This is a genomic window from Cupriavidus alkaliphilus (genome assembly GCF_900094595.1).
GTDB lineage: Bacteria > Pseudomonadota > Gammaproteobacteria > Burkholderiales > Burkholderiaceae > Cupriavidus > Cupriavidus alkaliphilus.
Map to the genome: position 1 here is coordinate 118524 of NZ_FMAD01000012.1, position 25283 is coordinate 143806.

Genomic DNA, 25283 nt, shown 5'->3' on the forward strand with positions numbered 1-25283 from the left:
CTTCCGTAGAGGTTATTGGTCGAGCTTGACGCCCAGTTCGGCGATCAGCTTGCCGTAGCGCGCATATTCGGCGCGCGAGAAGGCATCGAATTGCGAAGCGGTCAGCGCGCCGGGTACGGCCCCCACGTCGGCCAGCTTGCGCACGGTATCCGGATCCTTGATCACGGTCGACAGCGCGGTGCCCAGCTTCTGCAGCGTCGCCGGCGGCGTGCCGGCCGGCGCATAGACACCGTACCACGCGCTCATCTGGATGCCGGGCACGCCCGCTTCAGCCAGCGTGGGCACATTGGGCAGCAGCGCCGAGCGCTGGTCGGCGGTCACCGCCAGCGCGCGCAGCTTGCCGGCCTTGATATGGCCGATGACCGACGGCATGGTCTCGAAGCTCAGGTCCACCTGCCCGCCCATCAGGTCCACTAGCGCGCTGCTGCTGCTCTTGTACGGCACATGCAGCAGCTTGCCCTTGATCTGGCGCGCAAAGGCCGCGCCGGCCAGGTGCTGGGTGCTGCCGACTCCCGACGAGCTGTAGCGGAACTTGTCCGGATTCGCCTGGATCTGCGCCACCAGCGCCTTGACGTCGCGCGCCGTCACCTGGCTGTTGACCACCAGCACATTGGGCACGGTCGATACCAGCGCCACCGGCGCCAGGTCCTTGAGCGGATCGAACTGCAGCTTGAGCAGGTGCGGCGCGATCGCTTGCGAGGTAACCACGCCCATCAGCAGCGTATTGCCGTCCGCCGGCGCCTTGGCGGTGATGTCCGCCGCAATGGTGTTGGACGCGCCGGGGCGGTTGTCCACCACCACCGGCTGCTTCAGCTGCGCGGCAAGCTTGTCGGAGACGATACGCGCCATCACGTCGGTACCGCCGCCAGGGGCGGCGCCCACCATCAGCCGCACCGGCCGCGTATCCTGGGCCCATGCCGCGCCCGTTGCCGCGGCCACCGTGGCGAGGCCGGCGATTGAGCCGGCGATTGCGCCGGCGATCCATGTCTTCATTGCCTGTCTCCGTCGTTTGCTGTCCGGCTCTGCGGCGCGGATGGCCAGACTATAGGAGCATCAGTGATTCGCCACTACTGATGTTTTTTGAACTGGCGATCACCTGGCGTTATACCTTGGCGCCACCCCCGATCGACGTGGTCGGGCCCGCTTTCAGGATAGCGACCAGCTGCCGCGCCGCCGCCGACAGCCCGCCCCCGCGCCGCGTGACGATGCCGAAGGTCTGCTGGCGCGACTGCAGCCGCACGGGCAGGATGCGCAGCATTTTCTGGCGCACGAACATGGCGGCCACGCCCGCCGGCAGCAACGACACCAGGCCGGGATCGCCCTGCAGCATCGCCACCGTGACGAACGCCGACGAGGTCGACACCGTATTGGCCGGAAAGCTGATGCCGGCAAGGTCCAGTTCGCGCTGCAGCAGCGCATGCATCGGCATATGGCCGGCATACGTGATCCAGCGATAGCCCGCGAGGTCGGCAAACCCCATCGAGGCCGCGCGCGGCGCCGGATGCGAACGTCCCACCACCACCGCCACCTGCTCGTCGCCGAGCGGGTGGTAGTGGTAGCGGGCCGGCTCGTCGCTGACCAGCGAGCGGCCGATCACTAGGTCCAGGTGGCCGTCGTCGAGCAGTTCCAGCAGGCGGCGGCTGGTGTCCTCGATGACTTCCAGCGCCAGCTCCGGGTGCGCCTGGCGCAACTGCGCCAGCGCCGGCACCAGCACATCGGGCACCGCGCCCATGATGGTGCCGACCGCGACGCGACCGCCGCTGCCGGCACGGATGCCGGCCACCTCGTCGCACATCGCGCCCAGGTCCGCCACCAGCTGGCGTGCGTGCCGGATCACGCAATGGCCGAAGGCGTTGGGGCGCATGCCGCGCCGCGAGCGCTCGAACAACGGTGCCTCCAGCATGCTTTCCAGCTCCTGCAGCGACTTGCTCGCCGCGGACTGGGTCATCGCCATGGCTGCGGCCGCCTGGTGCAGCGACGCCTGTTCATCCAGCGCGATCAGCAGTTGCAGCTGCTTCACGCGCAGGCGGCCCATGAGGGTTTCGAGGGTGGATTTCATGACAGGTCGGTGAGTCGCAAAAGCGATCACCAGATGGAAAGGATTCAATATACAGCCCGCCGCGCGGCTCGTATATTGGCCCGACCCATTGATCGACAGCCGGAGCGAGACCATGACCCGCAGCCCCACCCCCACCGTCTACCGCGGCGTATTCCCGGTGGCGCCCACCATCTTCGACGCGCAAGGCGGGCTCGACCTCGACGGCCAGCGCCGCTGCATCGACTTCATGATCGATGCCGGCTCGCACGGCCTGTGCATCCTGGCCAATTTCTCCGAGCAGTTCGTGCTGAGCGACGACGAGCGCAACGTACTGATGAAAACCGTGCTGGAACACGTCGACGGCCGCGTGCCGGTGATCGTCACCACCACGCATTTCAGCTCGCGCCTGTGCGCCGAGCGCAGCCGCGCGGCGCAGGACGCCGGCGCGGCCATGGTGATGGTGATGCCGCCCTACCACGGCGCCACCATCCGCATGCCCGAGCGCAGCATCTATGAATTCTTCGCCACGGTCTCGGACGCCATCGATATCCCCATCATGATCCAGGACGCGCCGGTCAGCGGCACCACGCTGAGCGCGCCGTTCCTGGCGCGCATGGCGCGCGAGATCGGCAATGTGTCGTACTTCAAGATCGAGGTGCCGCAGGCCGCGGCCAAGCTGCGCGAGCTGATCGAGCTGGGCGGCGACGCCATCGTCGGCCCCTGGGACGGCGAAGAGGCCATCACGCTGATGGCCGACCTGGAAGCCGGCGCCACCGGCGCCATGACCGGCGCGGGCTTTCCCGATGGCATCCGCCAGATCCTCGATGCCTGGCAGGCCGGCGACGCCGAACTGGCCGCGCAGCGCTACCAGCAGTGGCTGCCGCTGATCAACTATGAGAACCGCCAGGGCTGGCTGGCCACCAGCAAGGTGCTGATGCAGGAAGGCGGCGTGATCGCGTCGGACGCGGTGCGCCACCCGCTGCAGCCGATGCACCCGGCCACGCGCGAAGGGCTGATGCGGATTGCGCGGCGGCTGGATCCGATGGTGCTGCGGTGGGGGCGCTGAGCGCACGGCAATGAAGTGCTGGCGCCTCGCATCGAGAGGCGCCGGCCCTCACCCCAACCCTCTCCCGCAAGCGGGAGAGGGAGTACACAGAATGCAATTGCGACGCCGGTTTGCTCCCCTCTCCCGCCCCGCGGGAGAGGGGCGGGGGTGAGGGCCGGTGCGTCCACGAAGCGCTATTCCTGACGATGCCTCCGCCCTTCGCAGATGCCAACACCATCCCCACCCTTCAAAAACCAACCATGACCCTCACCGGCAACCTCCTGATCGGCCGCCAATCACCTCGCGGCACCCACGGCACCCTCCACGCCATCGACGCCGCCACCGGCACCCAGCTGGAACCGGCCTTCGGCGGCGCCACGCCCCAGCAGCTCGACCACGCCTGCGCCGTCGCCTGGCAGGCCTTCGATGCCTACCGCGAGACCGCCCCCGAGCGCCGTGCCGATTTCCTTGAAGCCATCGCCGCCAACATCCTGGCGCTGGGCGATGCGCTGGTCGACCGCTGCGTCGCCGAGTCCGGCCTGCCGCGCGCCCGCATCGAAGGCGAGCGCGGCCGCACCGTGGGTCAGTTGCGCCTGTTTGCCAACCTGCTGCGGCAGGGCGATTTCCTGGAACTGCGCGTGGATCCGGCCCAACCCGAACGCAAGCCGCTGCCGCGCCCGGACCTGCGCCTGCGCCATATCCCGCTGGGGCCGGTGGCGGTATTCGGGGCCAGTAATTTCCCGCTGGCATTCTCGGTGGCGGGCGGCGATACCGCATCGGCGCTGGCCGCCGGTTGCCCGGTCATCGTCAAGGCGCATCCGGCGCATCCCGGCACCTCCGAGCTGGTCGGCCGCGCCATCCAGCAAGCCGTGGCCGGCATGGACCTGCCCGAAGGCACGTTCTCGCTGCTGTTCGACGCCGGCCTGGAAGTCGGCCAGGGACTGGTGCGCGATCCGCGCATCAAGGCGGTGGGCTTCACCGGCTCGCGCGCGGGCGGCATGGCGCTGATGGCGATCGCGGCCGCCCGCTCCGAACCGATCCCGGTCTATGCCGAGATGAGCAGCGTCAACCCGGTGCTGCTGTTCCCGCACGCGCTGGCCAGCCGCGCCGAAGCCATCGGCACCGCCTTCGCCGATTCGCTGACGCTCGGCGCCGGGCAGTTCTGCACCAACCCCGGCCTGGTGCTGGCCGTTGCAGGGGACGACCTCAACCGCTTCCTGGAGGCCGCTTCCGCGCGGCTGGCCACGCTGCCCGCGGCGACCATGCTGACGCCCGGCATCCATCGCGCCTATTGCGCCGGCGTGGAGTCGCTCGCCGGTCATGCGCAGGTACAGACCGTCGCGCGCGGTCCGGCGGGATCGGCCACGCAAGGACAGGCCGCGCTGTTCACCACCGACGCCGCGGCCTTCCTCGCCGAACCGGCACTGCGCCACGAAGTCTTCGGCGCCGCCGCGCTGGTGGTGCGCTGCCGCGATCTTGCCGAGATGAAAGGCGTCATCGATTCGCTGGAAGGCCAGCTCACCGCCGCACTGCATCTCGACGAGCCCGACCACGACGCCGCCCGCCCGTTCCTGCCCGCGCTGGAGCGGCTGGCGGGACGCATCCTCGTCAATGGCTTCGGCACCGGCGTCGAGGTCGGCCACGCGATGGTGCATGGGGGGCCGTGGCCGGCCACCGCTGACGGCCGCAGCACCTCGGTCGGCAGCCTGGCGATCGCGCGCTTCGTGCGCCCGGTGAGCTACCAAGACATGCCGGCCGGGCTGCTGCCCGCGTCGCTGCGACCGGACAGCGCGCAGCGCCATGCCTGGCGCGTGGACGGCAAGCTGCCTGGCAGCGCCGGCTGAGGCCTAGCGCGACAGCGCCCGCAACGCATCGATCAGCAGGCTCATCGATGCGGTCGGCGGGCGTCCGCGCCGCGTGACGATGCCATACGGCCCCAGCTTGCGCGGCAGCGGCAACGGCAGCACCACCAGCGCGCCAAGCCGGCCATAGTAGGCCGCGACCGATTCCGGCAACACCGCGATCAGTTCGCTGTCCGCCAGCAACGAGGTGGTCATGAGCACCGCCGCGGTCTCGATGGTCGACGGCGGCGCCGGCACGCCGGCATCCTCGAACGAGCGGTCGATCAGCGCCCGCATCGGGCTGGGGCGCGGCTGCATGATCCACGGATAGCGCGTCAGCTCAGCGAACGACAGCTTGCGGCGCCGCGCCAGCGGATGCTGCGGCCCGACCACGATCGCCAACCCCTCGTCGCCCAGCTGCTCGAACTCCAGCCCGCTGCTGTCCCAGCCATCCGGCACCCGGCCCAGCACGAGATCGAGCTGGTCGCGCTCGAGCTGCGGCATCAGCACGTCGCTGGTCTCGACATGCACCGCCACCTCAAGCCGCGGGTGATCGCGGTTGAGCTGCCGGATCACGTCGGCAAGCAGCCCCGGCGTCGGCGCCATCACCGCGCCGACGCGCACGCGGCCGATCTTGCCCGATTCCAGCGCCACCAGTTCGTCGCGCAAGCCGCCCATATCCGCAAACACCAGCCGCGCGTAGCGCGTCGCCGCCAGCCCGAAGCGCGTCGGCCGCAGCCCGCGCGCATGGCGCTCGAACAGCGGCACGCCGAGCAGGTCTTCCATATCCTGCAGCATCTTGCTGACCGCGGGCTGCGTCAGCGTCAGCGCTTCCGCGGCCTGGCGCAGCGAGCCGCGCTCTTCCACGGCAAGCAGCAGGCGCAAGTGCTGCATCTTGAGGCGGCCGTGGAGGGTGCTGACGGGTGGGATCATGGGCAGGACGAAGGCGGGGATGCAAGGACAGGCTCGCGCCTGTGATCGCAAATTCTTATCGCTTTGTCCAGGATGGTCAACCTGCGATATCACTGCCCTACCGGCAACTGGCTCCGCTGCCATGCCCGCCCTATAGTGAATGGCGATGCGGCCGGTTGTAACGTCCTCCACTTCGGGGCCGCATCCGTTACATCCATGGGAGGCCAGCACCATGCATGGCGATGCCAACCTCACCGAGGTGACGATCCCGGCCGCCGGCGTGATCTTGCAAGGCGTCCTCGCCCTGCCACCGGGCGCCGCGGCATTGGTGCTGTTCGCGCACGGCACCGGCAGTTCGCGCCATAGCCCCCGCAATCGCTACGTGGCCGCCGAACTCAATCGCGCCGGCATGGGCACCTTGCTGATGGATCTGCTGCTGCCCGACGAAGACCAGGTGCAGGCGATCCGCTTCGACGTCGCGTTGCTGGCCGAGCGGCTTGCCCATGCCACCAACTGGGTCACGCAGCAGGCCGGCATGCCAGCTCAGTTGGGCTACTTCGGCGCCAGCATAGGCGCCGCCGCATCGATTCGTGCTGCCAGCCTGTCGCCGATCCCGATCGGCGCCATCGTCTCGCGCGGCGGCAGGGTCGACCTGGCAGGCGCCGACGCCCTGGCCAGCCTGCCGACACCGACCATGCTGATCGTCGGCGGGCTCGATGTCAGCGTGCTGGAACGGAACGAGTCGGCCTTCGCCGGCCTGTCATGTCCGAAGAAGCTGGTGATCGTACCCGGCGCTTCCCATCTGTTCGAGGAGCCCGGCGCGCTGCAGTCGGTGGCCCGCCTGGCGGCGCAATGGTTCGAGCGTTATCTGTGCAAGGCATCGTCCTGAGCAACGTGTGGGGACGATCGCGCCCCGAGTGTCGCCAACTGGCAAGTCAATGTCCCTGCAAAGTAAGCAGGTCGCCGGCGCGCGCCTGATACTGGCCTGCAATAAGCCGGGCACCGAACAGTCCGACGATTGACCGACCTGCAGGAGACATAGCAATGAAGATCAGGCAAATCACCCCCGCCATCGGCGCCGAGATTTCTGGCGTCAACCTTGGCGCCGCGGCACGCGATCCGGCGCTTTTCGCCGAGATCCGTTCGGCGCTGCTCAAGCACAAGGTGCTGTTCTTTCGCAGGCAAGAGATCTCGCGCGCCGATCACGTGGCGTTCGCGAGCGGCTTCGGCAAGCTGGAAGACCATCCGGTGGTCGGTAGTGTTCCCGAACATCCGGGCCTCGTGAAGGTCTACCGGAGCGACAACCCGCACAGTTACGAGAACAGCTATCACTGCGACGGCCTGTGGCGGCCCAACCCGGCCATGGGGGCGGTACTGCGCTGCATCGAATGTCCGGAGATCGGCGGCGACACCATCTGGGTCAACATGGCGAAGGCCTACGAAGAGCTGCCCGAGGAGATCAAGCGGAAGATCGACGGCCTGCGCGCCAGGGCAAGCATCGAGCACAGCTTCGGCGCGGTCATGACTCCCGAAGACCGTGCCAGGCTGGCCAGCGAACATCCGCCGGTAGAGCATCCGGTGGTGCGTACCCATCCCGAGACCGGGGAGAAGATCCTGTTTGTCGGTGCCTCGTTCACGACGCACTTCACCAACTACAGCACCCCGGAAAACGTGCGCCACGGCATCGACAAGTCGCCGGGCGCCTCGCTGCTGCTCAACTACCTGACCAGCCGCGCCACCATTCCCGAGTACCAGGTGCGCTGGGCCTGGCAGGAGGGCGATGTGGCGGTGTGGGACAACCGCAGCACGCAGCACTATGCCGTGAACGACTACTACCCTGCACCGCGCAAGCTGGAGCGCGCCGGCATCGTCGGCGATATCCCCTGCTGATGCGCACGCTCGCAGGCAAGTACCTGCGCGCCGCCGGCAGTGCGCAAGACGTCGAAGTGAACGTCGGCTGTCACGCGTGGCCTTGCGCCGTGCGGCGGCTCCGACACGAGGAACGTCGGGGGTTATCCTCGCTTGACAAGACATGGCGGCTATTTATCATGGGCTGTCAATTTTCTGCGCCCGTTCCAGATGTCGTTACTTGTGCGCGCAGCAGCGCTCACCAACTACAGCGAGGTCGCCCGGGCAGCCGGGCTGGATCCGGTGCGGATGCTGCTTGACGCGGGGCTCAGTCCGGGCGTACTTCGCGAGCCGGACCTCAAGATTCCGGTCGAGCGCTTTGGTCGCCTGCTCCAGGCCTCCGCCGACATGTCGGGCAATGAGAGTTTCGGGTTGTGCATGGCAGAGTCACGCCTGCTGTCCAATCTTGGGGCGGTAGGCATGCTGATCCGCGACCAGGCGACGCTGCGTGATTCGCTCGACATGCTGATGCGCTACCAGCCGATGCTCAATGGTGCGCAGTCGCTGGCGGTCGAAGAGTGCGGCGAACTTGTCATCATCCGCGAGACGCTGATTGCTGGCAGTGCACACCAGCCGACTCGCCAAAGGGTGGAGCTGGCGCTCGGCGTCATGGTGCGATTGATACGCCAGCTGCGCCAGCCCGACTGGCAGCCGCAGCGCGTATGCTTCGAACACTCCGCGCCGCGCGACCTCAGTGCGCACCATCGTTTCCTGGGCCCTCACATCGAATTCAATTGCGATTTCAACGGCATCGTCTGCGCGAAGGCCGATCTCGATGCGCGCAACCCCTGGGCCGATCCCGCGATGGTGCGCTACGCGCAGCGGCTGGTCGACCACTCTGCCCTGTCGCAGCGGACGACAATGCGCGAGGACGTGCGGCGCGCGGTCCTGCTGCTACTGCCCAGCGGGCGCTGCAGCATCGAGCAGGTGGCCGAAAGCATGGGCGTGGTGTGCCGCACGGTTCAGCGCCGCCTGGCAGAAGAGGGGCAGAGCTTCTCGACCATCGTCAATGAAGTGCGCGCGGAACTTGCGACGCGCCATGTCATCGAGAGCGATCGTCCCCTGACTGAAGTGGCGACGATGCTCGGCTTTTCTGCGCCAAGCGGTTTCTCGCGCTGGTATCACGTGCAATTCGGTTGCAGCCCCAGGGAGAGCCGCATCGCGCGCCGACCCGCGGCGCCTTCGCCTGCAAGCAAGGCATAACGCCCCCTGAACGGGATGCGCGGGCCAGCCCGCTTCATTCATCCAGCCGGATTTTCGCATCGGCCGCGATCTTCGCCCAGGCCTGCAGATCGTGGCTGACCGTCTCGCCAAACTGCACCGGGGTCTTCACCGGCGGCGGCCCGAAGTTCATGGTCTTCATCATGGTTGCAAGCTCCGGGGACGCCTGGACCTTGTTGACCTCGTCGGCCAGCCGCTTGACGATGGTCGGGCTGGTTCCCGCGGGAGCGAACATGCCGAACCATCCCACCATATCGAACGGATAGCCCTGTTCCCCCATGGTCTTGACATCCGGCAGCTTTGGCGCGCGCACGTTGCCGGTGACGGCAATGGCGCGGACCTTGCCGGCGCGAAGGAAAGGAACGGGCGCGGCCGGGTCGGTCCAACCGATTTTTACGACACCCGAGGAAAGGTCGGTCAATAGCTGATTCGAGGTCCGGTATGCGACATGCTCCGCCTTGATGCCGGTCTGCTTCTTGAGCCATTCCATGGTCAGCTGTCCTGAAGAACCCGTGGCCCAGCTGGCGTAGCTGTACTTGTCCGGGTTCGCCTTCAGCAGTTGGACGAGCTCCTGCAGGTTGTGCGCCGGCAGGTCGTTGCTTACCAGCAGCACCACGCCACCCTCAGCCGTCTCGGCGATGGGGACAAGGCTTTTCTTCGGGTCATACGGAAGGTTCTTCAGCACGGCCGGGGCGACGACCTGGTTCGATGCGGTGGTGTACAGGATCGTGTATCCGTCCGGCGGCGCCTTGACTACGGCGCTTGTCCCGATGACGCCACTGCCGCCTGGCCGGTTTTCAATGACGACCGGTTGCTTCAGGACGACCGACAGGCGTTGCGCCATCACGCGTGCCAGGGCATCGGTTCCCGATCCTGCCGACGACGCAACGACCATCTGGATCGGGCGTGTGGGCCAGCCTGCTTCCGCCTGCACCGCGCCGGCAGCGGACCACGCCAGAAGCGCTCCCGTGCCCAGCGTGACAGCTACGAGCTGTTGAATTCGCCATGCCATAGTCTACCTCCATGTACTTGTCTTGCTGACGCTCGGTTGCTGCGTCCATGTGCGTCGCCCTGGCGGCAGGGCAACGCACATGGCGGGGCCGAGTGAGCCGTTCGCCAGGATTTCTTTACATGCACTCGGCCTTGCGCAGGAAGCCCTGGTGGCCACCGTTGCGATTTGGGGCAAAGCCATTCTTCTGCAGCGTCTCTTCCACGGTGTCGTAGAAGACCCCAAGCTGCAGGATCTCGCGGGTCTGCTGCGCGGTGGCGATGGGGCGGCCGAATTCGCCGGCGATGCGCACCAGTTGCCTGATCTGCTCGACCGTGCTCATCTTGCCCGTGCGGGTCTGGTTCCAGAGCACGTCCTCGATGCCACACCGCACATGCAGGCCCAACGCCATGCCGATCATGTTGATGGGCAGCACATTGAGCACCGAACTCTCCACCGTGACCACGGCGCCGTCCGGCACGGCACGCAGAATGTTGGCCAGGTTGTAGATGTTCGCCTGGTCCATGCCGCCGCTGATCGCCACCCAGTTCATGACCAGAGGGCCCTTGTAGACGCCGCGGCGAATCATCCGCTCGATCGTCTCGAAGCTGTTGATGTTGTAGCACTGGAACTCGCTTTGGATGCCGGCGGCCGTCAGGCGTCGGACGTGCTCCTCGAACCAGCTGGGATTCGAGGGCACCACCATGTCCTTGTAGGTCTGGTAGAGCTGCGGGAATCCCCGCGAGACCCCCTTGAAGTCTTCCACGCCGGCATGTTCGGTCACGTTCATCTGCGACGTGTTGACGGTGACCGTGACCTGGTCGGGCTTCGGATCGAGTTCGGCCAGCATGTGCCGCGTGTCATCGTCGAGCCATTTGGCTTCCTGGCCTTCTTCCGGCGCGAAGCTGATCGAGCCTCCGACCTGGATGACCATCTCGGGGCAGGCGGCGCGGACCCCGGCGATCAGTTCGTTGAACCTGGACAGGCGCTTGCTGCCCTTGCCGTCGGCTTCGCGCACGTGCAGATGCAGCACGCGCGCGCCGGCTTCATAGCAATCCACCGCCTTCTGGATCTGATCCTCCATGGTGACCGGGATATCTTCCGGAAAGTCTGACGGGATCCAGCCCGGCGCATAAGGAGCGGCGGTGATGATCAGGGGCTGCTGGTTCTCGGGATACAGGTGGCCGTCAAGGAAGTTCATGCTGGTGGATCTCCAGGGTGAAAGTTAAATCCGCCCTATTCAAGGCGGGCAAACGGTCAAATCACGAAAATCGATGAGCCGGTGGTCTTTCGGGACTCGAGGTCGCGATGTGCCTGCACGGCTTCCTCCAGCGCATAGCGCTGATTGATGCCGATGCGGATGCGGCCGGCCGCCACGTGGCCGAACAGTTCGGCGACCAGTTCCGCCTTCTCGGCGGGATCCGCGATATAGTCGGCCAGGCCCGGCCGCGTCAGGAATGCCGAGCCTTTGCGGGCCAGGATTGCCGGATCGAACCCGGTAACCGGGCCCGAGGCAAAGCCCACGCACACCAACAGGCCGCGGCGCTTGAGCGAGTCAAGCGAGGACATGAAGGTGTCCTTGCCGACGCTGTCGAAAACCACGTTCACGCCCGCGCCATCGGTCAGCTCCCGCACGCGCGCGGCCACGTCCTCATGGCTGTAGTTGATCGTGTGGTCGCAGCCATGGGCGTGCGCGACTTCGGCCTTGGCGTCGGAGGAAACCGTTCCGATCACCGTCAGTCCCTGCAGCTTGGCCCATTGCGAGAGGATCAGCCCGACCCCTCCTGCCGCGGCATGCAGCAGGATGGAGTCGCCTGCCTTGAACGGGTAGATCCGGCGCATCAGGTACGCTGCCGACAGGCCCCGCATGGTCATGGCCGCCGCGACTTCGCAACTGATGGCCTCCGGCAGCCTGATCAGCGGATCGGCAGAGATCAGCCGCTCAGTGCTGTAGGCGCCCAGGGTGGGGATAAAGCCCGTATAGCTCACTCGATCGCCGACCGCCAGATGGGTGACGCCGGCACCGACGGCCTCGATCACGCCGGCGGCTTCGTTGCCGATACCGCTGGGCAGCGCAACCTTGTAGATGCCGCTGCGGAAGTAGGTGTCGGCAAAATTCAACCCCACCGCCACGTGACGGACGCGCACCTCTCCCGGTCCCGGATTCCCCACGCGGGCATCCTCGAAACGGAGGACGTCGGGGCCGCCTGTTTCGTAAATCCTGATGACTTTCGCCACGTTGTCACCTCTTCTCCATCTGCTATGACGTGTCGTCTGCGATGGATGGCTGCATGTCCTTCGCGACGATGGAATCATCTGGCCCGGGGCAACTTTCTGCTTTCCCTTGCATGCCCGGAACTTTCCCCTTTGTGACAAGGCGCGAGCGACGCCGCAGGTACAATGTCCCGGCCCGCGGCCTTGCCAGGCGGGCGCATCCACGCCAATTTCTCAAGGGACAGGTCACCACCCATGCGCGACACCAGCCGGGCATTCCTCCTCGGTCCGCTGCTCAAAGGCGTGTCGCGTTCGTTCTACCTGACGCTGCGCGTGCTGCCCGCGCGCATGCGCGATCCGGTGGGGCTGGCCTACCTGCTGGCGCGTGCGGCCGACACGATTGCCGATACCGCCCTGATCCCGCCGCAGCGGCGGCTGGCGCTGCTGTTGTCATTGCGCGAGCAGATCAACGGCACCGCCGGGGGTGCGGCTGCTGCCAGCGATATCGCGGCGCAAGTGGCCGGGCACCAGGAACAGTCAGACGAGCGCCTGCTGCTCGAATCGGTGGGGCCTGCGCTGGCCGAGCTGACGCAGCTCGGCGCGGCCGACCGGCAAGCGGTACGGCAGATCGTGTCGACGCTGACCGAGGGCATGGAATTCGACCTGCGCACGTTTCCCGACGAAGGTTCCGGCCGAGTGACCGCGCTGGGCGACTGCGACGCGCTGGATCGCTATACCTACATGGTTGCGGGGTGCGTGGGCGAGTTCTGGACGTGCATGACGATCGCACACGTACCGGTTGCGATCGAAGACAGCGGCACCATGCTGCGCCGCGGCGTTCGCTTCGGTCAGGCCCTGCAAATGACCAACGTGCTGCGCGACTGCGGCAAGGACCTGCGGATCGGCCGCTGCTACATCCCTCAGACAACGCTGGAACGGCACGGCTTGCTCGTGCCGGACCTGCTGGGTTCGGACGCCTCGGCGCGGGCGCGGCCCCTGATGTTCGAGCTGGTGCGCAAGACTCTGGAACACTTCGACGAGGCGCTGGCGTACACGCTGGCCATTCCCGTGCGCTTTGTCCGGCTGCGGCTGGCGTGCCTGTGGCCCGTGCTGATCGGCATGGAGACCTTGCTGCGCCTGGTCCACAACGACGACTGGCTGGATCCGGCAAAGGCGTCCAGGCTACCGCGCAGCGCGGTTTACCGGATCCTTGCCGGTTCGCTGCCGGCGGTGCTGTCAAACCGACTGTTGCGCCGGTGGTGTGCGCGTCTGCGACGGGACATCGACGCCGCCGTCGTCCGCTGACGCGCACCGGGTCGTTACTACTTAGTCAGACTGGTACTTGGGCGAACGCGGCCCATACAGCAAGCCGCCGGGCTGGCCCGCGGCCAGCAGCCGGTAGCTGGTGCTGCCTGCAACGGTATAGCTGGCGTCCATGGTGTGGTTCATCGCCTGCGTGATGGCCGCACTGATCAGCATGCCGATCAGTCCGCCGCCGCTGCTGGAGCTGTCGGTGGCCGCCACCGCGGTGCCGGACCACAAGACGTCGCCATTCTTCAGGTCGACCAGTTTGGCGTTGGCCGCCACCCGCGTCACGCTGCTGAGGATCTGATAGCGGGATCCATACTCGGTCACGGTGATATACAGCGCGGCGTCGGCGCCGAAGATCTCGCGCAGCTTGGCCGCCGGCACGGCATGGATATCGTCCGGCACCGTCAGGCCGTTCTGCCGGAAGGTTTCGTCGACCACCGCCACGGGCAACACGTAGTAACCCGATTCCGCCAGCGGCACCGTGGCTTGCGACAGCATGGCATAGGTGGCCTTGATGTCGGGCGAGGTATTCTGCGGCGGCAACACCACGATGGAGCGCGGCCGGCTCGACTTGAAGGCGGAGTAATCCACCTGCTTGGCCGGCACGGCACAACCGGCAAACAGCACGACCACGGCCACGCTGGCGACATAGGTCAGAAGGCGGCGCATCATTGGGTGCTCCCTGCGGCGGTAACGTCCTTTGCGGCAGTGGAGCCGGCCTTGATTTCCGTGCGGGTGTCGCTGTTGACATTCCTGAGCAGGAAATCCATATAGGGCGTGGATTCCGGGAACAGGGTCTTTTCGGTCTGGAACTCCTTGATCATTTGATCGCCCTTGCCGATGTTCAGGTACAGCATGCCAAGCTGGGCGTGATAGCCCGGCGGCACCGAACCGCTCTGCGCCTTGATTTTCTGCAGGCCGCTTTCCAGTGCCGTGATCTGCGCTTCCTTGGATTCGCCCTTGAAATACTCGTAGACCTGGGCCTGATAGCCCTCCCACTGATACATGGGCTTGGGTGCCGCGCAGCCGGCGAGCAGCAGACTGCCGGCGGCTGACATGAATGCTGCGCGGCGCAGCATGACCGTGTTCTTCATTGTTGTTCTCGTTGCGTTGAACCTTGCCGCTTATTGCGGGCCCGGCTTCCAGGCGCCCGTCTCGATGGCGCTGACCAGGTTGTTCACTGCCTCGCGCATGGCCAGGTCCATCACCTTGCCGTTGAGCGTCGAGTCGTAGCTGGCCGTACCGCCAAACCCGATCACCTCGCGGTTCGACAGCTTGTATTCGCCGGCCCCTTGGGTGGCATACACGACTTCCGAGGTGTTGATGTTGACGACGTTGAGATTGACCTTGGCATAGGCCACCTGCTCGCGGCCGCGGCCGAGGATGCCGAACAGCTGCACGTCGCCGACTTCCTTGCGGCCGAACTCGGTGATGTCGCCCGTCACCACATAGTCGGCGCCCTTGAGGCGCTGCGCCTGGTTCTTGATTGCCGCCTCGCGCTTGATTTCCGCCAGGTTCTCGCGCTCCAGCACGTTGAAGCGGTTGGTCTGCTGCAGGTGAGTCACCAGGCTGGTCTTGGCCTGACCGCTGAGGCGGTCGATGCCATCCGAGAACACCCCGCGCATATAGTTCGAGCGGTTGTCGAACTTGCCGACGGCAATCGGCGTGCGCACGCCGTGGTATGGCCGGCTGGCGCTTTCCACTTTCTGCACCGGCAAGGCGGTCGAGGTTTCGGTAGCGCAGCCTGCCAGCAGCAGCGCGGCGGCCACGCCGAGCAGGCAGCACGATTTGACGTTCTTCACTTGATTTCTCCCTGTTGTCATTGAGCGGCACCCTGGTCCAGGCGCGCCGCTGCCGCATGGCCCGCACTGCGGCGCGGCCAGCGGCGCGCGCCATGCTACCCCGTGCCGTGCAAGGGAAGATCAATCTGGATCAACAGGCTGGCGCGCCGGGTCGCATGAGGCGCAGTCCTGTCTTACGGCAGGGGCCGGCAAATCCTTAGCCACACCGGCTGACGATGCAGCTAAAAAAAACCGGCCCAATGGGCCGGTTCGATGCGTTATACAGCAAGCGCGTGGCGGAAGCTCAATCCACCGTGGCCCCCGAAGCCTTCACCACCTTCGCCCACTTGGCCGTTTCCGATTTCATGAACGCGGCCAGTTGCGCCGGCTTTTCCGGGTTGGGCTCGGCGCCCTGGTCGGCCATCTGCTTCTTCACGTCCGGCATGGCCAGGATCTTGACCACTTCGGCGTTGAGGCGGTCGACGATGGCTTGCGGCGTGCCGCCGGTGGCGTACAGCGCGAACCACGAGGTGGCTTCATAGCCCGGCACGCCCGATTCGGCCACGGTCGGCACGTTGGGCAGCGCGGGCGAGCGCTTGGCCGAGGTCACGGCCAGCGCGCGCAGCTTGCCCGCCTTCACGTGCGGGTACGACGACGGCATGTTGTCGAACATCAGGCCGATCTGGTTGCCCAGCAGGTCGTTCACGGCCGGGGCGCTGCCCTTGTACGGGATGTGCTGGATATGCAGGCCGGTCATCGAGTTGAACAGCTCGCCCGACAGGTGCATCGACGAGCCGCTGCCCGACGAGCCGTACGACAGCTTGTCCGGGTTGGCCTTGACGTAGGCAATCAGTTCCTTGATGTTGTTGACCGGCACCTTCGGGTTGGCCACCACCAGGTTCGGCACCATCGCCACGCGGCTGATCGGGGCGAAGTCCTTGACCGGGTCGTACGGCAGCTTGGAGTACAGCGACTGGTTGATGGCGTGCGTGCCGATGGTGCCCATGAACAGCGTGTAGCCGTCGCCCGGGGCCTTGGCGGCGAGCGAAGCGCCGATGTTGCCGCCCGCGCCCGGACGGTTGTCGATCACCACCGGCTGGCCGAGCGCCTTGCCCAGCTGCAGGCCGACGATGCGGGCCAGGATGTCGGTGGTGCCGCCGGCCGAGAACGGCACGATCAGCGTGATCGGCTTGGTCGGATAGCCGCCCTGCGCGTGGGCCGCGCCGGCAAAGCCGGCGATGGTGGTGGCCAGTGCCACGCCGGCTGCAAGCAGGCGGCGGCGCGTGGTGGAGGTCTGGGAATCTTGTCTCATCGGTAATGCTCCGGTGCTATATCGTTCCGGCGGTGATCGGTACCGCGGGAGGTTGTGCTGAATGGCGTGATTGCCGTTCCCGAACGGAGCGCGCACACGCGCGCTGCCGGTGGGCGGCCCGTTTGCGGGCCGCCATGCGTGACGCTTGGTTAACGTCTCTTCTTGTTGAATGCTTGAGTCGCGCAGGCGGCCGGTCTTTACACCGGCGCAACGCCCAGCGTGGTGCCGCCGCACACGTACAGCACCTGGCCGGTGACGAAGCCGTTGTCGGGCGACAGGAAGAACAGCGCGGCACGTGCCACGTCCTCGGGCGTGCCCATGCGCTTGACGGTGATGCTGGCAAGGATGCGCTTGGTCTGCTCCGCGCCTTCCGGATTGCTCTTGCGGAACAGCTCGGTGGCGATCGGGCCCGGCGCCACGGCATTGACGGTGATACCGTCGCCGCCCAGCTCCATCGCCAGCGTGCGGGTCATGCCGATCAGGCCGGCCTTGGTGGCCGAGTACACCACGCGCTCGGGCTTGCCCAGCGCGGCGCGAGAGGCCATGTTGACGATGCGGCCGAAGCCTGCGGCGCGCATCGCGGGCAGGCAGGCCTGCAGCAGCAACAGGGGCGCCTGCAGGTGCAGGCCGGTCACGTAGCCCAGGTCGGCGACGGTGGCGCTGTCGGCGGTGCCGGGGCGGGTGGCGCCGGCATTGTTCACCAGGCGCGTGACGGCAAAGCGCGACGTGACCTGCTCCGCCGCGGCGCGGGTGGCCTCGGCGTCGGTCAGGTCGGCCTGGAAGAAGGTCATGTTGGGATGCGACCACGCCGGCGCGGCGTAGTCGACATTGACCACCTGGGTCACGCCATCGGCCAGCAGCATTTCACAGATGGCGCGGCCGATGCCGGAACTGCCGCCGGTGACGAGGGTGGCTACGGGGAGGGACATCTTCGGACTCACTTTCAAAACGACTGCGGACTGCGGTCTTGCTCCCCTCTCCCGCGTGCGGGAGAGGGGCCGGGGGTGAGGGCAGGACGTTGCGTACCAGAGCGACTGACTTCGTCGATGCGCCCGCCCTCACCCCAACCCTCTCCCGCTAGCGCGAGAGGGAGCAAACAAGCGGTAGTACTGACAACCGCGCTTAAACCCGCTCGATCACCATCGCAATGCCCTGGCCTACGCCGATGCACATCGTGCACAGCGCGAAGCGCCCGCCGGTGCGGTGCAGCTGGTACATCGCGGTGGTGACCAGGCGCGCGCCGCTCATGCCGAGCGGGTGGCCCAGCGCGATCGCGCCGCCGTTCGGGTTGACGCGCTGGTCGTCGTCGGCCACGCCCAGTTCGCGCAGCACGGCCAGGCCCTGTGCGGCAAATGCTTCGTTCAGTTCGATCACGTCGATCTGGTCCAGCGTCATGCCCAGTTGCCTGAGCAGCTTCTGCGTTGCCGGTGCCGGGCCGATGCCCATCACGCGCGGCGCCACGCCGGCGGTGGCCATGCCGACGATGCGGGCACGCGGGGTCAGGCCGTGTTGCTTGATGCCGGCTTCGCTCGCCAGCAGGATCGCGCAGGCGCCGTCGTTCACGCCCGAGGCGTTGCCGGCGGTGACGGTGCCGTCAGGACGGACCACGCCGCGCAGCTTGGCCAGCGCTTCCATGCTGGTAGCGCGCGGGTGTTCGTCGCGCTCGACCACGATCGGGTCGCCCTTCTTCTGGGCGATGGTGACCGCGGTGATCTCTTGCGCCAGCGTGCCGTCGGCCTGTGCGCGCGAGGCCTTTTCCTGGCTGCGCAGCGCCATCAGGTCCTGGTCTTCGCGGCTGATCTTGTAGTCGGTGGCGACGTTCTCGGCGGTCTCGGGCATCGAGTCCACGCCATACGCCGCGCGCATCGCCGGATTGATGAAGCGCCAGCCGATGGTGGTGTCGAAGATCTGCGCATCGCGCGAGAACGCGCTGGTGGCCTTGCCCATCACGAACGGCGCGCGGCTCATGCTTTCCACGCCGCCGGCAATCATCAGGTGGGCCTCGCCGGCCTTGATGGCGCGCGCGGCGGTGCCGGTGGCGTCCATGCCGGAACCGCACAGGCGGTTGATGGTGGCGCCCGGCACGTCCTGCGGCAGGCCCGCCAGCAGCGACGACATGCGCGCCACGTTGCGGTTGTCTTCGCCGGCCTGGTTGGCATTGCCGTAGATCACGTCGTCGACGGCCTTCCAGTCGACGTTGGCATTGCGGGCCATCAGCGCCTTCAGCGGCACCGCGCCGAGGTCGTCCGCGCGCACCGCGGACAGGCTGCCGCCGTAGCGGCCGATGGGGGTGCGGATGGCGTCGCAGATAAAGGCTTCGGTCATGGTGCGTCTCTCTCTCTTTGTGATGGATATCGATGCCGGCGCTCAGGCCTGCTTCAGGGGCACGCCGGTCAGGCGCTGCAGTTCGTCAAAGCCCAGGCCCTCGACCAGGTCGCGCGCGACCAGGCCGTCGGCGGTGACGTCGAGCGTGGCAAGGTCAGTGTAGATGCGCGTCACGCAGCCGATGCCGGTCAGCGGATACGTGCACTTCGGCACGATCTTGCTTTCGCCCTGCTTGGTCAGGTGCTCCATCATCACGAACACCTGCTTGGCGCCGATCGCCAGGTCCATCGCGCCGCCCACGGCGGGGATGGCGCCCGGTGCGCCGGTGTGCCAGTTGGCCAGGTCGCCCTGCTGCGACACCTGGAACGCGCCCAGCACGCAGAAGTCGAGATGGCCGCCGCGCATCATCGCGAACGAATCGGCATGGTGGAAGTACGAGCCGCCCGGCTTGATCGTCACCGGCTGCTTGCCGGCGTTGATCAGGTCGCCGTCCTCTTCACCGGCGGCGGGCGCGGGGCCCATGCCGAGCAGGCCGTTCTCGCTGTGCAGCAGGATTTCCTTGTCGGCCGGCAGGTGATTGCCGACCAGGGTGGGCAGGCCGATGCCGAGGTTGACCACGGCACCGTCGGGAATGTCTTTGGCCACGCGGGCGGCCATCTGATCGCGGGTCAGGCGTTGCATGCTGTTTCTCCTGTATTCGCGCTCAGGCGACCTTGACGACACGCTTGACGAACAGCCCCGGCGTGACGATGTGCTCGGGATCCATCTCGCCCAGCTCGACCACGCGGCTGACCTGCACGATCGCGCATTTGGCAGCCATTGCCATGATCGGGCCGAAGTTGCGCGCGGTCTTGCGGTAGGTCAGGTTGCCCCAGCGGTCGGCGGTGTCGGCCTTGATCAGCGCAAAGTCGGCGTGGATCGGGGTTTCGAACACATAGCCCTGGCCGTCGATGATGCGCGTTTCCTTGCCCTCGGCCAGCGGCGTGCCGTAGGCGGTGCGGGTGAAGAAGCCGCCGATGCCTGCGCCGGCTGCGCGGATGCGCTCGGCCAGGTTGCCCTGCGGCACCAGCTCCAGCTCGATCTCGCCGGCGTGGTAGAGCGAATCGAACACGTAGGAATCCGCCTGGCGCGGGAACGAGCAGATGATCTTGCGCACGCGCTTGGTCTTGAGCAGCGCGGCCAGCCCGGTGTCGCCGTTGCCGGCGTTGTTGTTGACGATGGTGAGGTCGCGCGCGCCTTGCGCGATCAGCGCGTCGATCAGTTCCGCGGGCATGCCTGCCAGGCCAAAGCCGCCGGTCAGGATGGTGGCGCCGTCGTGGATGCCGGCAACCGCCGCTTCCACCGAGTCGTATAGCTTGTTGATCACTTGCGTTCCAGGTCGGAAGATCCGCCAGGCTTACCGGAGCGGGCCGCAAGCCGCGGCGCATGAAAGACGGTCTCCGGTAGTCCTGCCGGAAGGATGTTCGTTGCGGCGGGCGGCGTGGCCTGCCCGGTGAACGAGTCCAGCAGTCTGCGCGTGCTCTGCATTGGTCGAAGTGGACCAGGCACTCGTCGATCGAACCATCGGAAAAGCCGGGAAAAAGCCGGAACCAACCGAAATGTTCGATATACGAACTTGAATTCGCAGAATGAACAGGTTACACCTGGCCCTCGTCGACGGTCAAGCCGACCGGGCGGTCGGCAAACCAGTTTGTGCGATCAGCGCGCAAGGTGATGCAGACACCCTCTGTGTAGGACAGAGCCGACATCACAATCGGCTCGCACGGGATAGGGTGCGAAGCCGGCCGGGCCTATCGTTGAATCAGAACAAGGCAGCGCCGCACAGCAGCTTCCGGACCACCCGGCTGAGCCGGCCTCGCCTGGCACCACACAAGAACGAGGAGCCCGTCATCATGGCCACCGCCAACGTCCCGTTTTCTTCCACGCCCCATGCAGCAGCGCTCGCGCGCATCCTGCATGTCACCCGCAATGCCTGGGCAATGGACACTCACCCGACCCAGGCAACGGCGGCGCCTGCCGCAACCGGTGCCGCCACGCAGCCGCTATCGCGCCGCGCGCGCCTGGCCCGTGCGGCCGCCCGCGCCTTCGAGGCGCAGGTGATGGCGATCCGCTGCCGCCAGGCCGTCGTCGCCTGACTGTCGCCTGACCCTGCCTTCCCCGTCTACGCGGCCACCGGCACACCGGTCAGCAGCACGCGGCTGCCGCCCGTGCCGGGCCGCACTTCCAGTCGCACATCGATGCGTTCGCGCAGCTCGGTCACGTGCGAGATGATCCCGACCAGGCGCCCGGCCTGCTGCAGGTCAAGCAGCGTGCGCAGGGCGAAGTCCAGGCTTTCGGGATCGAGCGTGCCGAAGCCTTCGTCGACGAACAGCGTGTCGAGCTGGATGCCGCCCGAGCGCGACTGCACCACGTCGGCCAGTCCCAGCGCCAGCGACAGCGACGCGAGAAAGCCTTCGCCGCCTGACAGCGTGTTGGCCGGCCGCGCCGCGCCGGTATCGTGGTCGAACACTTCAATGTCGAGCCCCCCGGCGCTGCGCTGGTCGGCCTGCTCGCGCACGCGCTGCAGCACATAGCGGCCGCGGCTCATCGCCAGCAGGCGCGCGGAGGCGGCCTCCAGCACCTCGTCGAGCAGCGTGGCCAGCACGAAGCGCTGGAACGTCATGCGGCGCGGGTTGTTGCCGTTGGCCACTTCGGCCAGCCGGCCCAGCACGGCAAAGCGCGCCTCGATGTCGCGGCCTTCCTGGTCCAGCTGCTGCAGCCGCTGCTGGCATTGCAGCAGCGCGTCGCGGGACCGGCCGCGCTCTGCCTGCTGCCGCACCAGATCCTCCACGGTCGCGGCCGAAGCCGCCAGCGCCGCGCGCAGCGCGTCTACGTCGGGTGCATCGAGCGCTTGCGCGGCAGCTTCCGCGCGATCGCGGCGGTCCGCGGCGGCGGCCAGCTGGCTATCGAATGCGCGCAGCGTGGCGTCGAGCGCCTGCATCGCGTCATCGTCCAGGCGGGCGTCGGCGTGCGCTCGGGGATCGGCAAAGCCGTGCTGCGCGAGGGCCTGCACCAATGCCGCTTCGGCGTTGGCCAGGCGCTCAGTGATCTGCGCGTGAGACTGCCGTGCCGACACCAGCGCGGCCTGCGCACCGGCATCCTCCGCCGCGGCGTGGCGCTCTGCCGCCTGCGCCGCGGCCAGCGCCTGCTCCAGTCCAGTCAGCGTGGCCTGCGCCTGGCGCAGTGCCTGGCCCAAGGCCACCGGATCGCGTGAGTCCTCGGGAACCTGCGCGCTCTCGGCCTGCCATTCGCCGCGGCAATGTGCCAGTGCCTGCGTGGCGGCATCGGCAGCGGCGACGGCATCGCGATGCACGGCTTCGGCGCTGTCGCGCGCCGCGCGCGAGGTCGCGATCGCCGCTTCGCGCTGCGCCAGGCTTGCCGATGCCTGCCGCTGCTGCGCCAGCGCCGCTTGCCGCGATTCGATATCAGCGTGGACGCTGGTGGCCGCTGCCTCGCTGGCATCGCCCAGTGCCGCGGCCAGTTCTTCCAGCCGCTCGCGTGCCTGTGCGATCGCCAGCTGCGCGGCCTGGTGCTGGCCGGCACAGCGCACTGCTTCGGCCTCCGCTTCCAGCAAGGCATGGCGCGCGGCTTCCAGCGCCAGGTCGGACAGCGGCTGCGCCACGTGCCGTGCCGGCTCGGGATGCGCGGTGCTGCCGCACACCGGGCAGGCATCGCCTGACGCCAGCGTCTGCGCCAGGCGCGCGGCCTGGCCCGCGCGCCACGCGGCTTCGGCTTCGGCCAGCGCGGTTCGACAGCGGTCGCGCCGATGCAGCGCCTGCTGTTCGGCTTGCGCATGCCCGGCGGCCTGCGCGTTCGCGCTGTCCAGCGCGCGCGCCGCTTGCCGATGCCGTTCGAATTGCCGCGCGCGGTCCTGCAGCGCGGCCAGCTGCAAGGCGCTCGCCTGTGCCTGCGCCGCGGCGAGCTGCGCCTGTCCCAGTGCCGATTCGGCGGTCACGGCGGCGGCACGGCACGCTTCAACCTGCGCCATGGCGCGATCGCGTGCGGTGGTGGCGGTGGCCTGCCTGGCTTCGGCTTCGTGCAAGGCGTGCTGCAACGCCCCCAGCCGCTGCGCGCGCGGCAGCATCGCTTCCAGTTGCGTAACACGGCGCTGCGCGGCCTGGCGTACCTCGGCCTGCTGCACCTGCGCCTGCAAGGCCGCGGCGGCCTGCGTGGCCCGTTGCCCGGCGCGCGCCGCGTGCTCGGTCGCCTGCCCCAAGGCCGTGGCGCCGGCGGCGTGATCGCGCTGCGCGGCCTGTGCGGCCTGCACCGCCGGCATCACGCGCGCGGCGCGCTGCGCCGCCTGCAGGCGGCCGCGCTGCTCATCCATGGCGGCCTGCCGCGCCAGCAGCGCGGCATGGGCGGCTTGCGCCTGCTGGCGCTCTAGCAAGCGCGCCGCCACCTGCTCGCCCGCCGCGAGCGCGGCCTGCGCGCCAGCTTGCGCAGCGCGTGCGCCCTGCTCCTGGCCTTGCAGCGCCTGCAGCTCAGCCTGCATCGCAGCGATGCCGTCCGCCAACGCCTGCGCCGATGCCGCGCCGGCCTGGCGCAACGCTTCCTCGCGCTGGATGGTAATGCGCTCGGCGTCGCGCCGAATGCCGGCGGCCTCGGTCTTCAGCAACTCTTCCACGCGGCGGTACAGCTCGGTGCGGAACAGCCGCTCGAGGATGGCCTGCCGCGCCTGCGAGCTGGCGGTCAGCAGTTCGCGAAAGCGTCCCTGCGGCAACACGATGACCTGGCGGAACTGCGCGCTGTCGAAGCCCAGCAGCTCGCGCACGGCATCGGTGACCTTGCCCGGCTGGCTGGCCTTGCTGACCCAGCCGTTGCCGTCGTGCAGGTCCAGTTGCGCCCTGGCCGGCTCGGTGACCCAACCCTCGCCGCGCTGCCTGGGCCGCTCCTGCACGGGCGAGCGCACCACGCGCCAGCGCTGCGCGCCAAGACTGAAGCTCAGCGTCACTTCGGTGCGCAGGCCCGCTGCCGCATTGGCGCTGCGCATGGCCTGCGCGCTGCGCTCGCCGCCGGAGGTGTCACCGTACAGCGCGAAGCAGATGGCATCGAGCAGCGTGGTCTTGCCCGCGCCGGTAGGGCCATGGATCAGCACGAACGCCTGCTCGCCCAGCCGCGTGAAATCGATCTCCTCGGTCGCGGCAAAGGGGCCGAACGCCTGCAGCGTCAGATGCAGCGGTCTCATGCCGACTCCCGTTCGGCCGCGGCGATGCCGGCCAGCACCTGGTCGAGCGCGGCGCGCTGGTCCGGGTCCAGCTCGGCATCGGCCACTTCGCGGAAGAAGCTGGCGAACAGCTCGCCGGTGCCCAGCTGCCGCAGCTTGCGGCCCGCCTCCGAGGCCAATCCGGTGCGCGCCAGCACCGTGCGCTCGATTGCCAGCGCGTTGGGATAGACCTGGCGCAACCGGGCCATCGGGTCCAGCAGCGCGCCGGTATCGGTGAGGCGCGCGTGGATGTAGTCGTCGCATTGCGGGTCGTCGGCGCCCGCGGCCAGCAACTGTGCCAGTTCGCCCTCCACCACGCGCACGTCGCGCAGGGGCTGCAGCGCCACGGGGGTGATGGCAACGGCCCCGTCCGCATCCAGTTCGATGCGCGACACCGACTTCTGGTGCGCGCATTCCGACAGCGAGTATTTCAGCAGCGAGCCCGCATAGTGGATACGGCCGCCGCCCAGCGTCTGCGGCCGGTGCAGGTGGCCCAGCGCGACCAGGTCGAAACCGGCAAACAGGTCCGCGGCCACGGCGCCGCTGCCGCCCACCGACAGCGGCCGCTCCGATTCGCTGGCCGCGCCGCCCACCACAAAGGCATGGCCCACCACCACCGCGCGCACGCCCGGCGGATGCACGGCGCGGATGGCATCGAGCTGCGCGCGCAAGGCGGCTTCATGCGACGGCACTTCGGTGCCCATCGCATCGCGCACCACCGCTGGCTCGGCATACGGCAGCGCATAGACGCGGACTTCGCCGTGCGCGTCTTGCAAGGTCACGCAACTGGCCGCCGCCAGCGTGCGGCCGGCCACATGCAGCCCCTGCGCGCGCATCAGGCGCGCACCGAATTCCAGCCGCTGCGCGCTGTCGTGGTTGCCGGCGATCATCACCACCGGCACGCCGGCGTCGACCACGATGCGGCCCAGCACGTCGTCGAGCAGCGCCACCGCCTCGGGCGGCGGCACGGCGCGGTCATAGACGTCGCCGGCAATCAGCACCGCATCCGGGCGCTCGGCGCGGACCAGTTCGACAAACTGGTCGAGAAGGTGGGCCTGGTCTTCCAGCAGGCTGCGCGCATGGAAGAGGCGGCCGAGATGCCAGTCGGCGGTGTGAAGGAAACGCAATCCGGGGTCCGTTGAAGT

The 25283-nt window shown here is 67.8% G+C and carries 23 protein-coding genes; 7 read left to right on the forward strand and 16 right to left on the reverse strand.

The window, feature by feature from the left end; all coding sequences use genetic code 11:
* Positions 1-12: 12 nt before the first annotated feature.
* Together GA0116996_RS22870 and GA0116996_RS22875 are read right to left on the reverse strand one after the other, a co-directional pair.
* Complete coding sequence (locus GA0116996_RS22870) at positions 13-993, reverse strand: Bug family tripartite tricarboxylate transporter substrate binding protein (RefSeq protein WP_092316157.1); 981 nt, start codon at positions 991-993, stop codon at positions 13-15.
* Between the two features lie 109 nt (positions 994-1102).
* Positions 1103-2059, reverse strand: coding sequence for a LysR substrate-binding domain-containing protein (locus GA0116996_RS22875; RefSeq protein WP_092316159.1), 957 nt, complete (start codon positions 2057-2059; stop codon positions 1103-1105).
* A gap of 112 nt (positions 2060-2171) precedes the next feature.
* Here GA0116996_RS22875 and GA0116996_RS22880 point away from each other — a divergent pair, with 112 nt between their 5' ends.
* Both GA0116996_RS22880 and GA0116996_RS22885 read left to right on the forward strand, forming a co-directional pair.
* Positions 2172-3104 carry a dihydrodipicolinate synthase family protein gene (locus GA0116996_RS22880; RefSeq protein ID WP_092316161.1) on the forward strand — a complete coding sequence of 311 codons (933 nt, stop codon included), beginning with the start codon at positions 2172-2174 and terminating at the stop codon, positions 3102-3104.
* A 239-nt stretch (positions 3105-3343) separates the two neighbouring features.
* The gene (locus GA0116996_RS22885; RefSeq protein WP_092316163.1) at positions 3344-4927 is read left to right on the forward strand and encodes an aldehyde dehydrogenase (NADP(+)); all 1584 of its coding nucleotides are present in this window, start codon (positions 3344-3346) and stop codon (positions 4925-4927) included.
* 3 nt (positions 4928-4930) lie between these two features.
* Here GA0116996_RS22885 and GA0116996_RS22890 read toward each other — a convergent pair whose 3' ends face one another.
* Positions 4931-5857, reverse strand: coding sequence for a LysR family transcriptional regulator (locus GA0116996_RS22890; protein ID WP_092316165.1), 927 nt, complete (start codon positions 5855-5857; stop codon positions 4931-4933).
* Between the two features lie 211 nt (positions 5858-6068).
* Here GA0116996_RS22890 and GA0116996_RS22895 point away from each other — a divergent pair, with 211 nt between their 5' ends.
* The 3 genes from GA0116996_RS22895 to GA0116996_RS22905 all read left to right on the forward strand — a co-directional run bounded on the left by GA0116996_RS22895 (position 6069) and on the right by GA0116996_RS22905 (position 8947).
* Positions 6069-6725: a dienelactone hydrolase family protein gene (locus GA0116996_RS22895; protein WP_092316167.1), complete on the forward strand. Its 657-nt coding sequence runs from the start codon at positions 6069-6071 to the stop codon at positions 6723-6725.
* A gap of 155 nt (positions 6726-6880) precedes the next feature.
* Positions 6881-7726, forward strand: a complete 846-nt coding sequence (locus tag GA0116996_RS22900; RefSeq protein WP_092316169.1) for a TauD/TfdA dioxygenase family protein — start codon at positions 6881-6883, stop codon at positions 7724-7726.
* Between the two features lie 189 nt (positions 7727-7915).
* On the forward strand, positions 7916-8947 hold the full coding sequence (locus tag GA0116996_RS22905; protein WP_092316171.1) for an AraC family transcriptional regulator: 1032 nt from the start codon (positions 7916-7918) through the stop codon (positions 8945-8947).
* Between the two features lie 34 nt (positions 8948-8981).
* Here the strand turns inward: GA0116996_RS22905 and GA0116996_RS22910 are convergent, their stop codons facing one another.
* The 3 genes from GA0116996_RS22910 to GA0116996_RS22920 form a co-directional block, all read right to left on the reverse strand.
* Positions 8982-9977 (reverse strand): Bug family tripartite tricarboxylate transporter substrate binding protein, encoded by a 996-nt coding sequence (locus tag GA0116996_RS22910; RefSeq protein WP_092316173.1) that lies wholly within the window; start codon positions 9975-9977, stop codon positions 8982-8984.
* A 115-nt stretch (positions 9978-10092) separates the two neighbouring features.
* The gene (locus tag GA0116996_RS22915; RefSeq protein ID WP_092316175.1) at positions 10093-11154 is read right to left on the reverse strand and encodes a beta-keto acid cleavage family enzyme; all 1062 of its coding nucleotides are present in this window, start codon (positions 11152-11154) and stop codon (positions 10093-10095) included.
* Positions 11155-11210: 56 nt separating this feature from the next.
* Positions 11211-12191: a quinone oxidoreductase family protein gene (locus GA0116996_RS22920; RefSeq protein WP_092316177.1), complete on the reverse strand. Its 981-nt coding sequence runs from the start codon at positions 12189-12191 to the stop codon at positions 11211-11213.
* A 231-nt stretch (positions 12192-12422) separates the two neighbouring features.
* Between GA0116996_RS22920 and GA0116996_RS22925 the strand changes: the two genes are divergently transcribed.
* Complete coding sequence (locus tag GA0116996_RS22925) at positions 12423-13472, forward strand: phytoene/squalene synthase family protein (RefSeq protein WP_092316179.1); 1050 nt, start codon at positions 12423-12425, stop codon at positions 13470-13472.
* Between the two features lie 21 nt (positions 13473-13493).
* Here GA0116996_RS22925 and GA0116996_RS22930 read toward each other — a convergent pair whose 3' ends face one another.
* The 8 genes from GA0116996_RS22930 to GA0116996_RS22965 all read right to left on the reverse strand — a co-directional run bounded on the left by GA0116996_RS22930 (position 13494) and on the right by GA0116996_RS22965 (position 20262).
* Positions 13494-14150, reverse strand: a complete 657-nt coding sequence (locus GA0116996_RS22930; protein ID WP_092316181.1) for a DUF799 domain-containing protein — start codon at positions 14148-14150, stop codon at positions 13494-13496.
* Positions 14147-14572: a DUF4810 domain-containing protein gene (locus GA0116996_RS22935; RefSeq protein ID WP_092316183.1), complete on the reverse strand. Its 426-nt coding sequence runs from the start codon at positions 14570-14572 to the stop codon at positions 14147-14149. The genes GA0116996_RS22930 and GA0116996_RS22935 overlap by 4 nt, the downstream gene beginning before the upstream one ends.
* A gap of 30 nt (positions 14573-14602) precedes the next feature.
* Entirely contained in the window at positions 14603-15280 is a 678-nt protein-coding gene (locus GA0116996_RS22940) for a CsgG/HfaB family protein (protein ID WP_092316185.1), read from the reverse strand.
* A gap of 283 nt (positions 15281-15563) precedes the next feature.
* Positions 15564-16571, reverse strand: coding sequence for a Bug family tripartite tricarboxylate transporter substrate binding protein (locus GA0116996_RS22945; protein ID WP_092316187.1), 1008 nt, complete (start codon positions 16569-16571; stop codon positions 15564-15566).
* Between the two features lie 197 nt (positions 16572-16768).
* A complete protein-coding gene (locus GA0116996_RS22950; RefSeq protein WP_092316189.1) occupies positions 16769-17500 on the reverse strand; it encodes an SDR family NAD(P)-dependent oxidoreductase in 732 nt (243 codons plus the stop codon).
* A 193-nt stretch (positions 17501-17693) separates the two neighbouring features.
* Positions 17694-18896, reverse strand: coding sequence for a 3-oxoadipyl-CoA thiolase (pcaF, locus tag GA0116996_RS22955; RefSeq protein ID WP_092316191.1), 1203 nt, complete (start codon positions 18894-18896; stop codon positions 17694-17696).
* A gap of 42 nt (positions 18897-18938) precedes the next feature.
* Positions 18939-19577 carry a 3-oxoacid CoA-transferase subunit B gene (locus GA0116996_RS22960; RefSeq protein WP_092316193.1) on the reverse strand — a complete coding sequence of 213 codons (639 nt, stop codon included), beginning with the start codon at positions 19575-19577 and terminating at the stop codon, positions 18939-18941.
* Between the two features lie 22 nt (positions 19578-19599).
* A complete protein-coding gene (locus GA0116996_RS22965; protein ID WP_092316195.1) occupies positions 19600-20262 on the reverse strand; it encodes a 3-oxoacid CoA-transferase subunit A in 663 nt (220 codons plus the stop codon).
* A gap of 526 nt (positions 20263-20788) precedes the next feature.
* On the opposite strand from GA0116996_RS22965, the gene GA0116996_RS22970 reads away from it, so the two are divergent.
* Positions 20789-21031, forward strand: a complete 243-nt coding sequence (locus tag GA0116996_RS22970; protein ID WP_092316197.1) for a hypothetical protein — start codon at positions 20789-20791, stop codon at positions 21029-21031.
* A 26-nt stretch (positions 21032-21057) separates the two neighbouring features.
* Here GA0116996_RS22970 and GA0116996_RS22975 read toward each other — a convergent pair whose 3' ends face one another.
* A complete protein-coding gene (locus GA0116996_RS22975; RefSeq protein WP_092316199.1) occupies positions 21058-24120 on the reverse strand; it encodes an AAA family ATPase in 3063 nt (1020 codons plus the stop codon).
* Entirely contained in the window at positions 24117-25265 is a 1149-nt protein-coding gene (locus GA0116996_RS22980) for an exonuclease SbcCD subunit D (RefSeq protein WP_092316201.1), read from the reverse strand. The genes GA0116996_RS22975 and GA0116996_RS22980 overlap by 4 nt, the downstream gene beginning before the upstream one ends.
* Between the last annotated feature and the right edge of the window lie 18 nt (positions 25266-25283).

What these genes read in the sequence shown, in the direction of transcription:
- GA0116996_RS22870 (WP_092316157.1), bottom strand. Translation starts at nt 993, where the DNA reads ATGAAGACATGGATCGCCGGCGCAATCGCCGGCTCAATCGCCGGCCTC.
- GA0116996_RS22875 (WP_092316159.1), bottom strand. Translation starts at nt 2,059, where the DNA reads ATGAAATCCACCCTCGAAACCCTCATGGGCCGCCTGCGCGTGAAGCAG.
- GA0116996_RS22880 (WP_092316161.1), top strand. Translation starts at nt 2,172, where the DNA reads ATGACCCGCAGCCCCACCCCCACCGTCTACCGCGGCGTATTCCCGGTG.
- GA0116996_RS22885 (WP_092316163.1), top strand. Translation starts at nt 3,344, where the DNA reads ATGACCCTCACCGGCAACCTCCTGATCGGCCGCCAATCACCTCGCGGC.
- GA0116996_RS22890 (WP_092316165.1), bottom strand. Translation starts at nt 5,857, where the DNA reads ATGATCCCACCCGTCAGCACCCTCCACGGCCGCCTCAAGATGCAGCAC.
- GA0116996_RS22895 (WP_092316167.1), top strand. Translation starts at nt 6,069, where the DNA reads ATGCATGGCGATGCCAACCTCACCGAGGTGACGATCCCGGCCGCCGGC.
- GA0116996_RS22900 (WP_092316169.1), top strand. Translation starts at nt 6,881, where the DNA reads ATGAAGATCAGGCAAATCACCCCCGCCATCGGCGCCGAGATTTCTGGC.
- GA0116996_RS22905 (WP_092316171.1), top strand. Translation starts at nt 7,916, where the DNA reads ATGTCGTTACTTGTGCGCGCAGCAGCGCTCACCAACTACAGCGAGGTC.
- GA0116996_RS22910 (WP_092316173.1), bottom strand. Translation starts at nt 9,977, where the DNA reads ATGGCATGGCGAATTCAACAGCTCGTAGCTGTCACGCTGGGCACGGGA.
- GA0116996_RS22915 (WP_092316175.1), bottom strand. Translation starts at nt 11,154, where the DNA reads ATGAACTTCCTTGACGGCCACCTGTATCCCGAGAACCAGCAGCCCCTG.
- GA0116996_RS22925 (WP_092316179.1), top strand. Translation starts at nt 12,423, where the DNA reads ATGCGCGACACCAGCCGGGCATTCCTCCTCGGTCCGCTGCTCAAAGGC.
- GA0116996_RS22930 (WP_092316181.1), bottom strand. Translation starts at nt 14,150, where the DNA reads ATGATGCGCCGCCTTCTGACCTATGTCGCCAGCGTGGCCGTGGTCGTG.
- GA0116996_RS22935 (WP_092316183.1), bottom strand. Translation starts at nt 14,572, where the DNA reads ATGAAGAACACGGTCATGCTGCGCCGCGCAGCATTCATGTCAGCCGCC.
- GA0116996_RS22945 (WP_092316187.1), bottom strand. Translation starts at nt 16,571, where the DNA reads ATGAGACAAGATTCCCAGACCTCCACCACGCGCCGCCGCCTGCTTGCA.
- GA0116996_RS22950 (WP_092316189.1), bottom strand. Translation starts at nt 17,500, where the DNA reads ATGTCCCTCCCCGTAGCCACCCTCGTCACCGGCGGCAGTTCCGGCATC.
- pcaF (WP_092316191.1), bottom strand. Translation starts at nt 18,896, where the DNA reads ATGACCGAAGCCTTTATCTGCGACGCCATCCGCACCCCCATCGGCCGC.
- GA0116996_RS22960 (WP_092316193.1), bottom strand. Translation starts at nt 19,577, where the DNA reads ATGCAACGCCTGACCCGCGATCAGATGGCCGCCCGCGTGGCCAAAGAC.
- GA0116996_RS22970 (WP_092316197.1), top strand. Translation starts at nt 20,789, where the DNA reads ATGGCCACCGCCAACGTCCCGTTTTCTTCCACGCCCCATGCAGCAGCG.
- GA0116996_RS22975 (WP_092316199.1), bottom strand. Translation starts at nt 24,120, where the DNA reads ATGAGACCGCTGCATCTGACGCTGCAGGCGTTCGGCCCCTTTGCCGCG.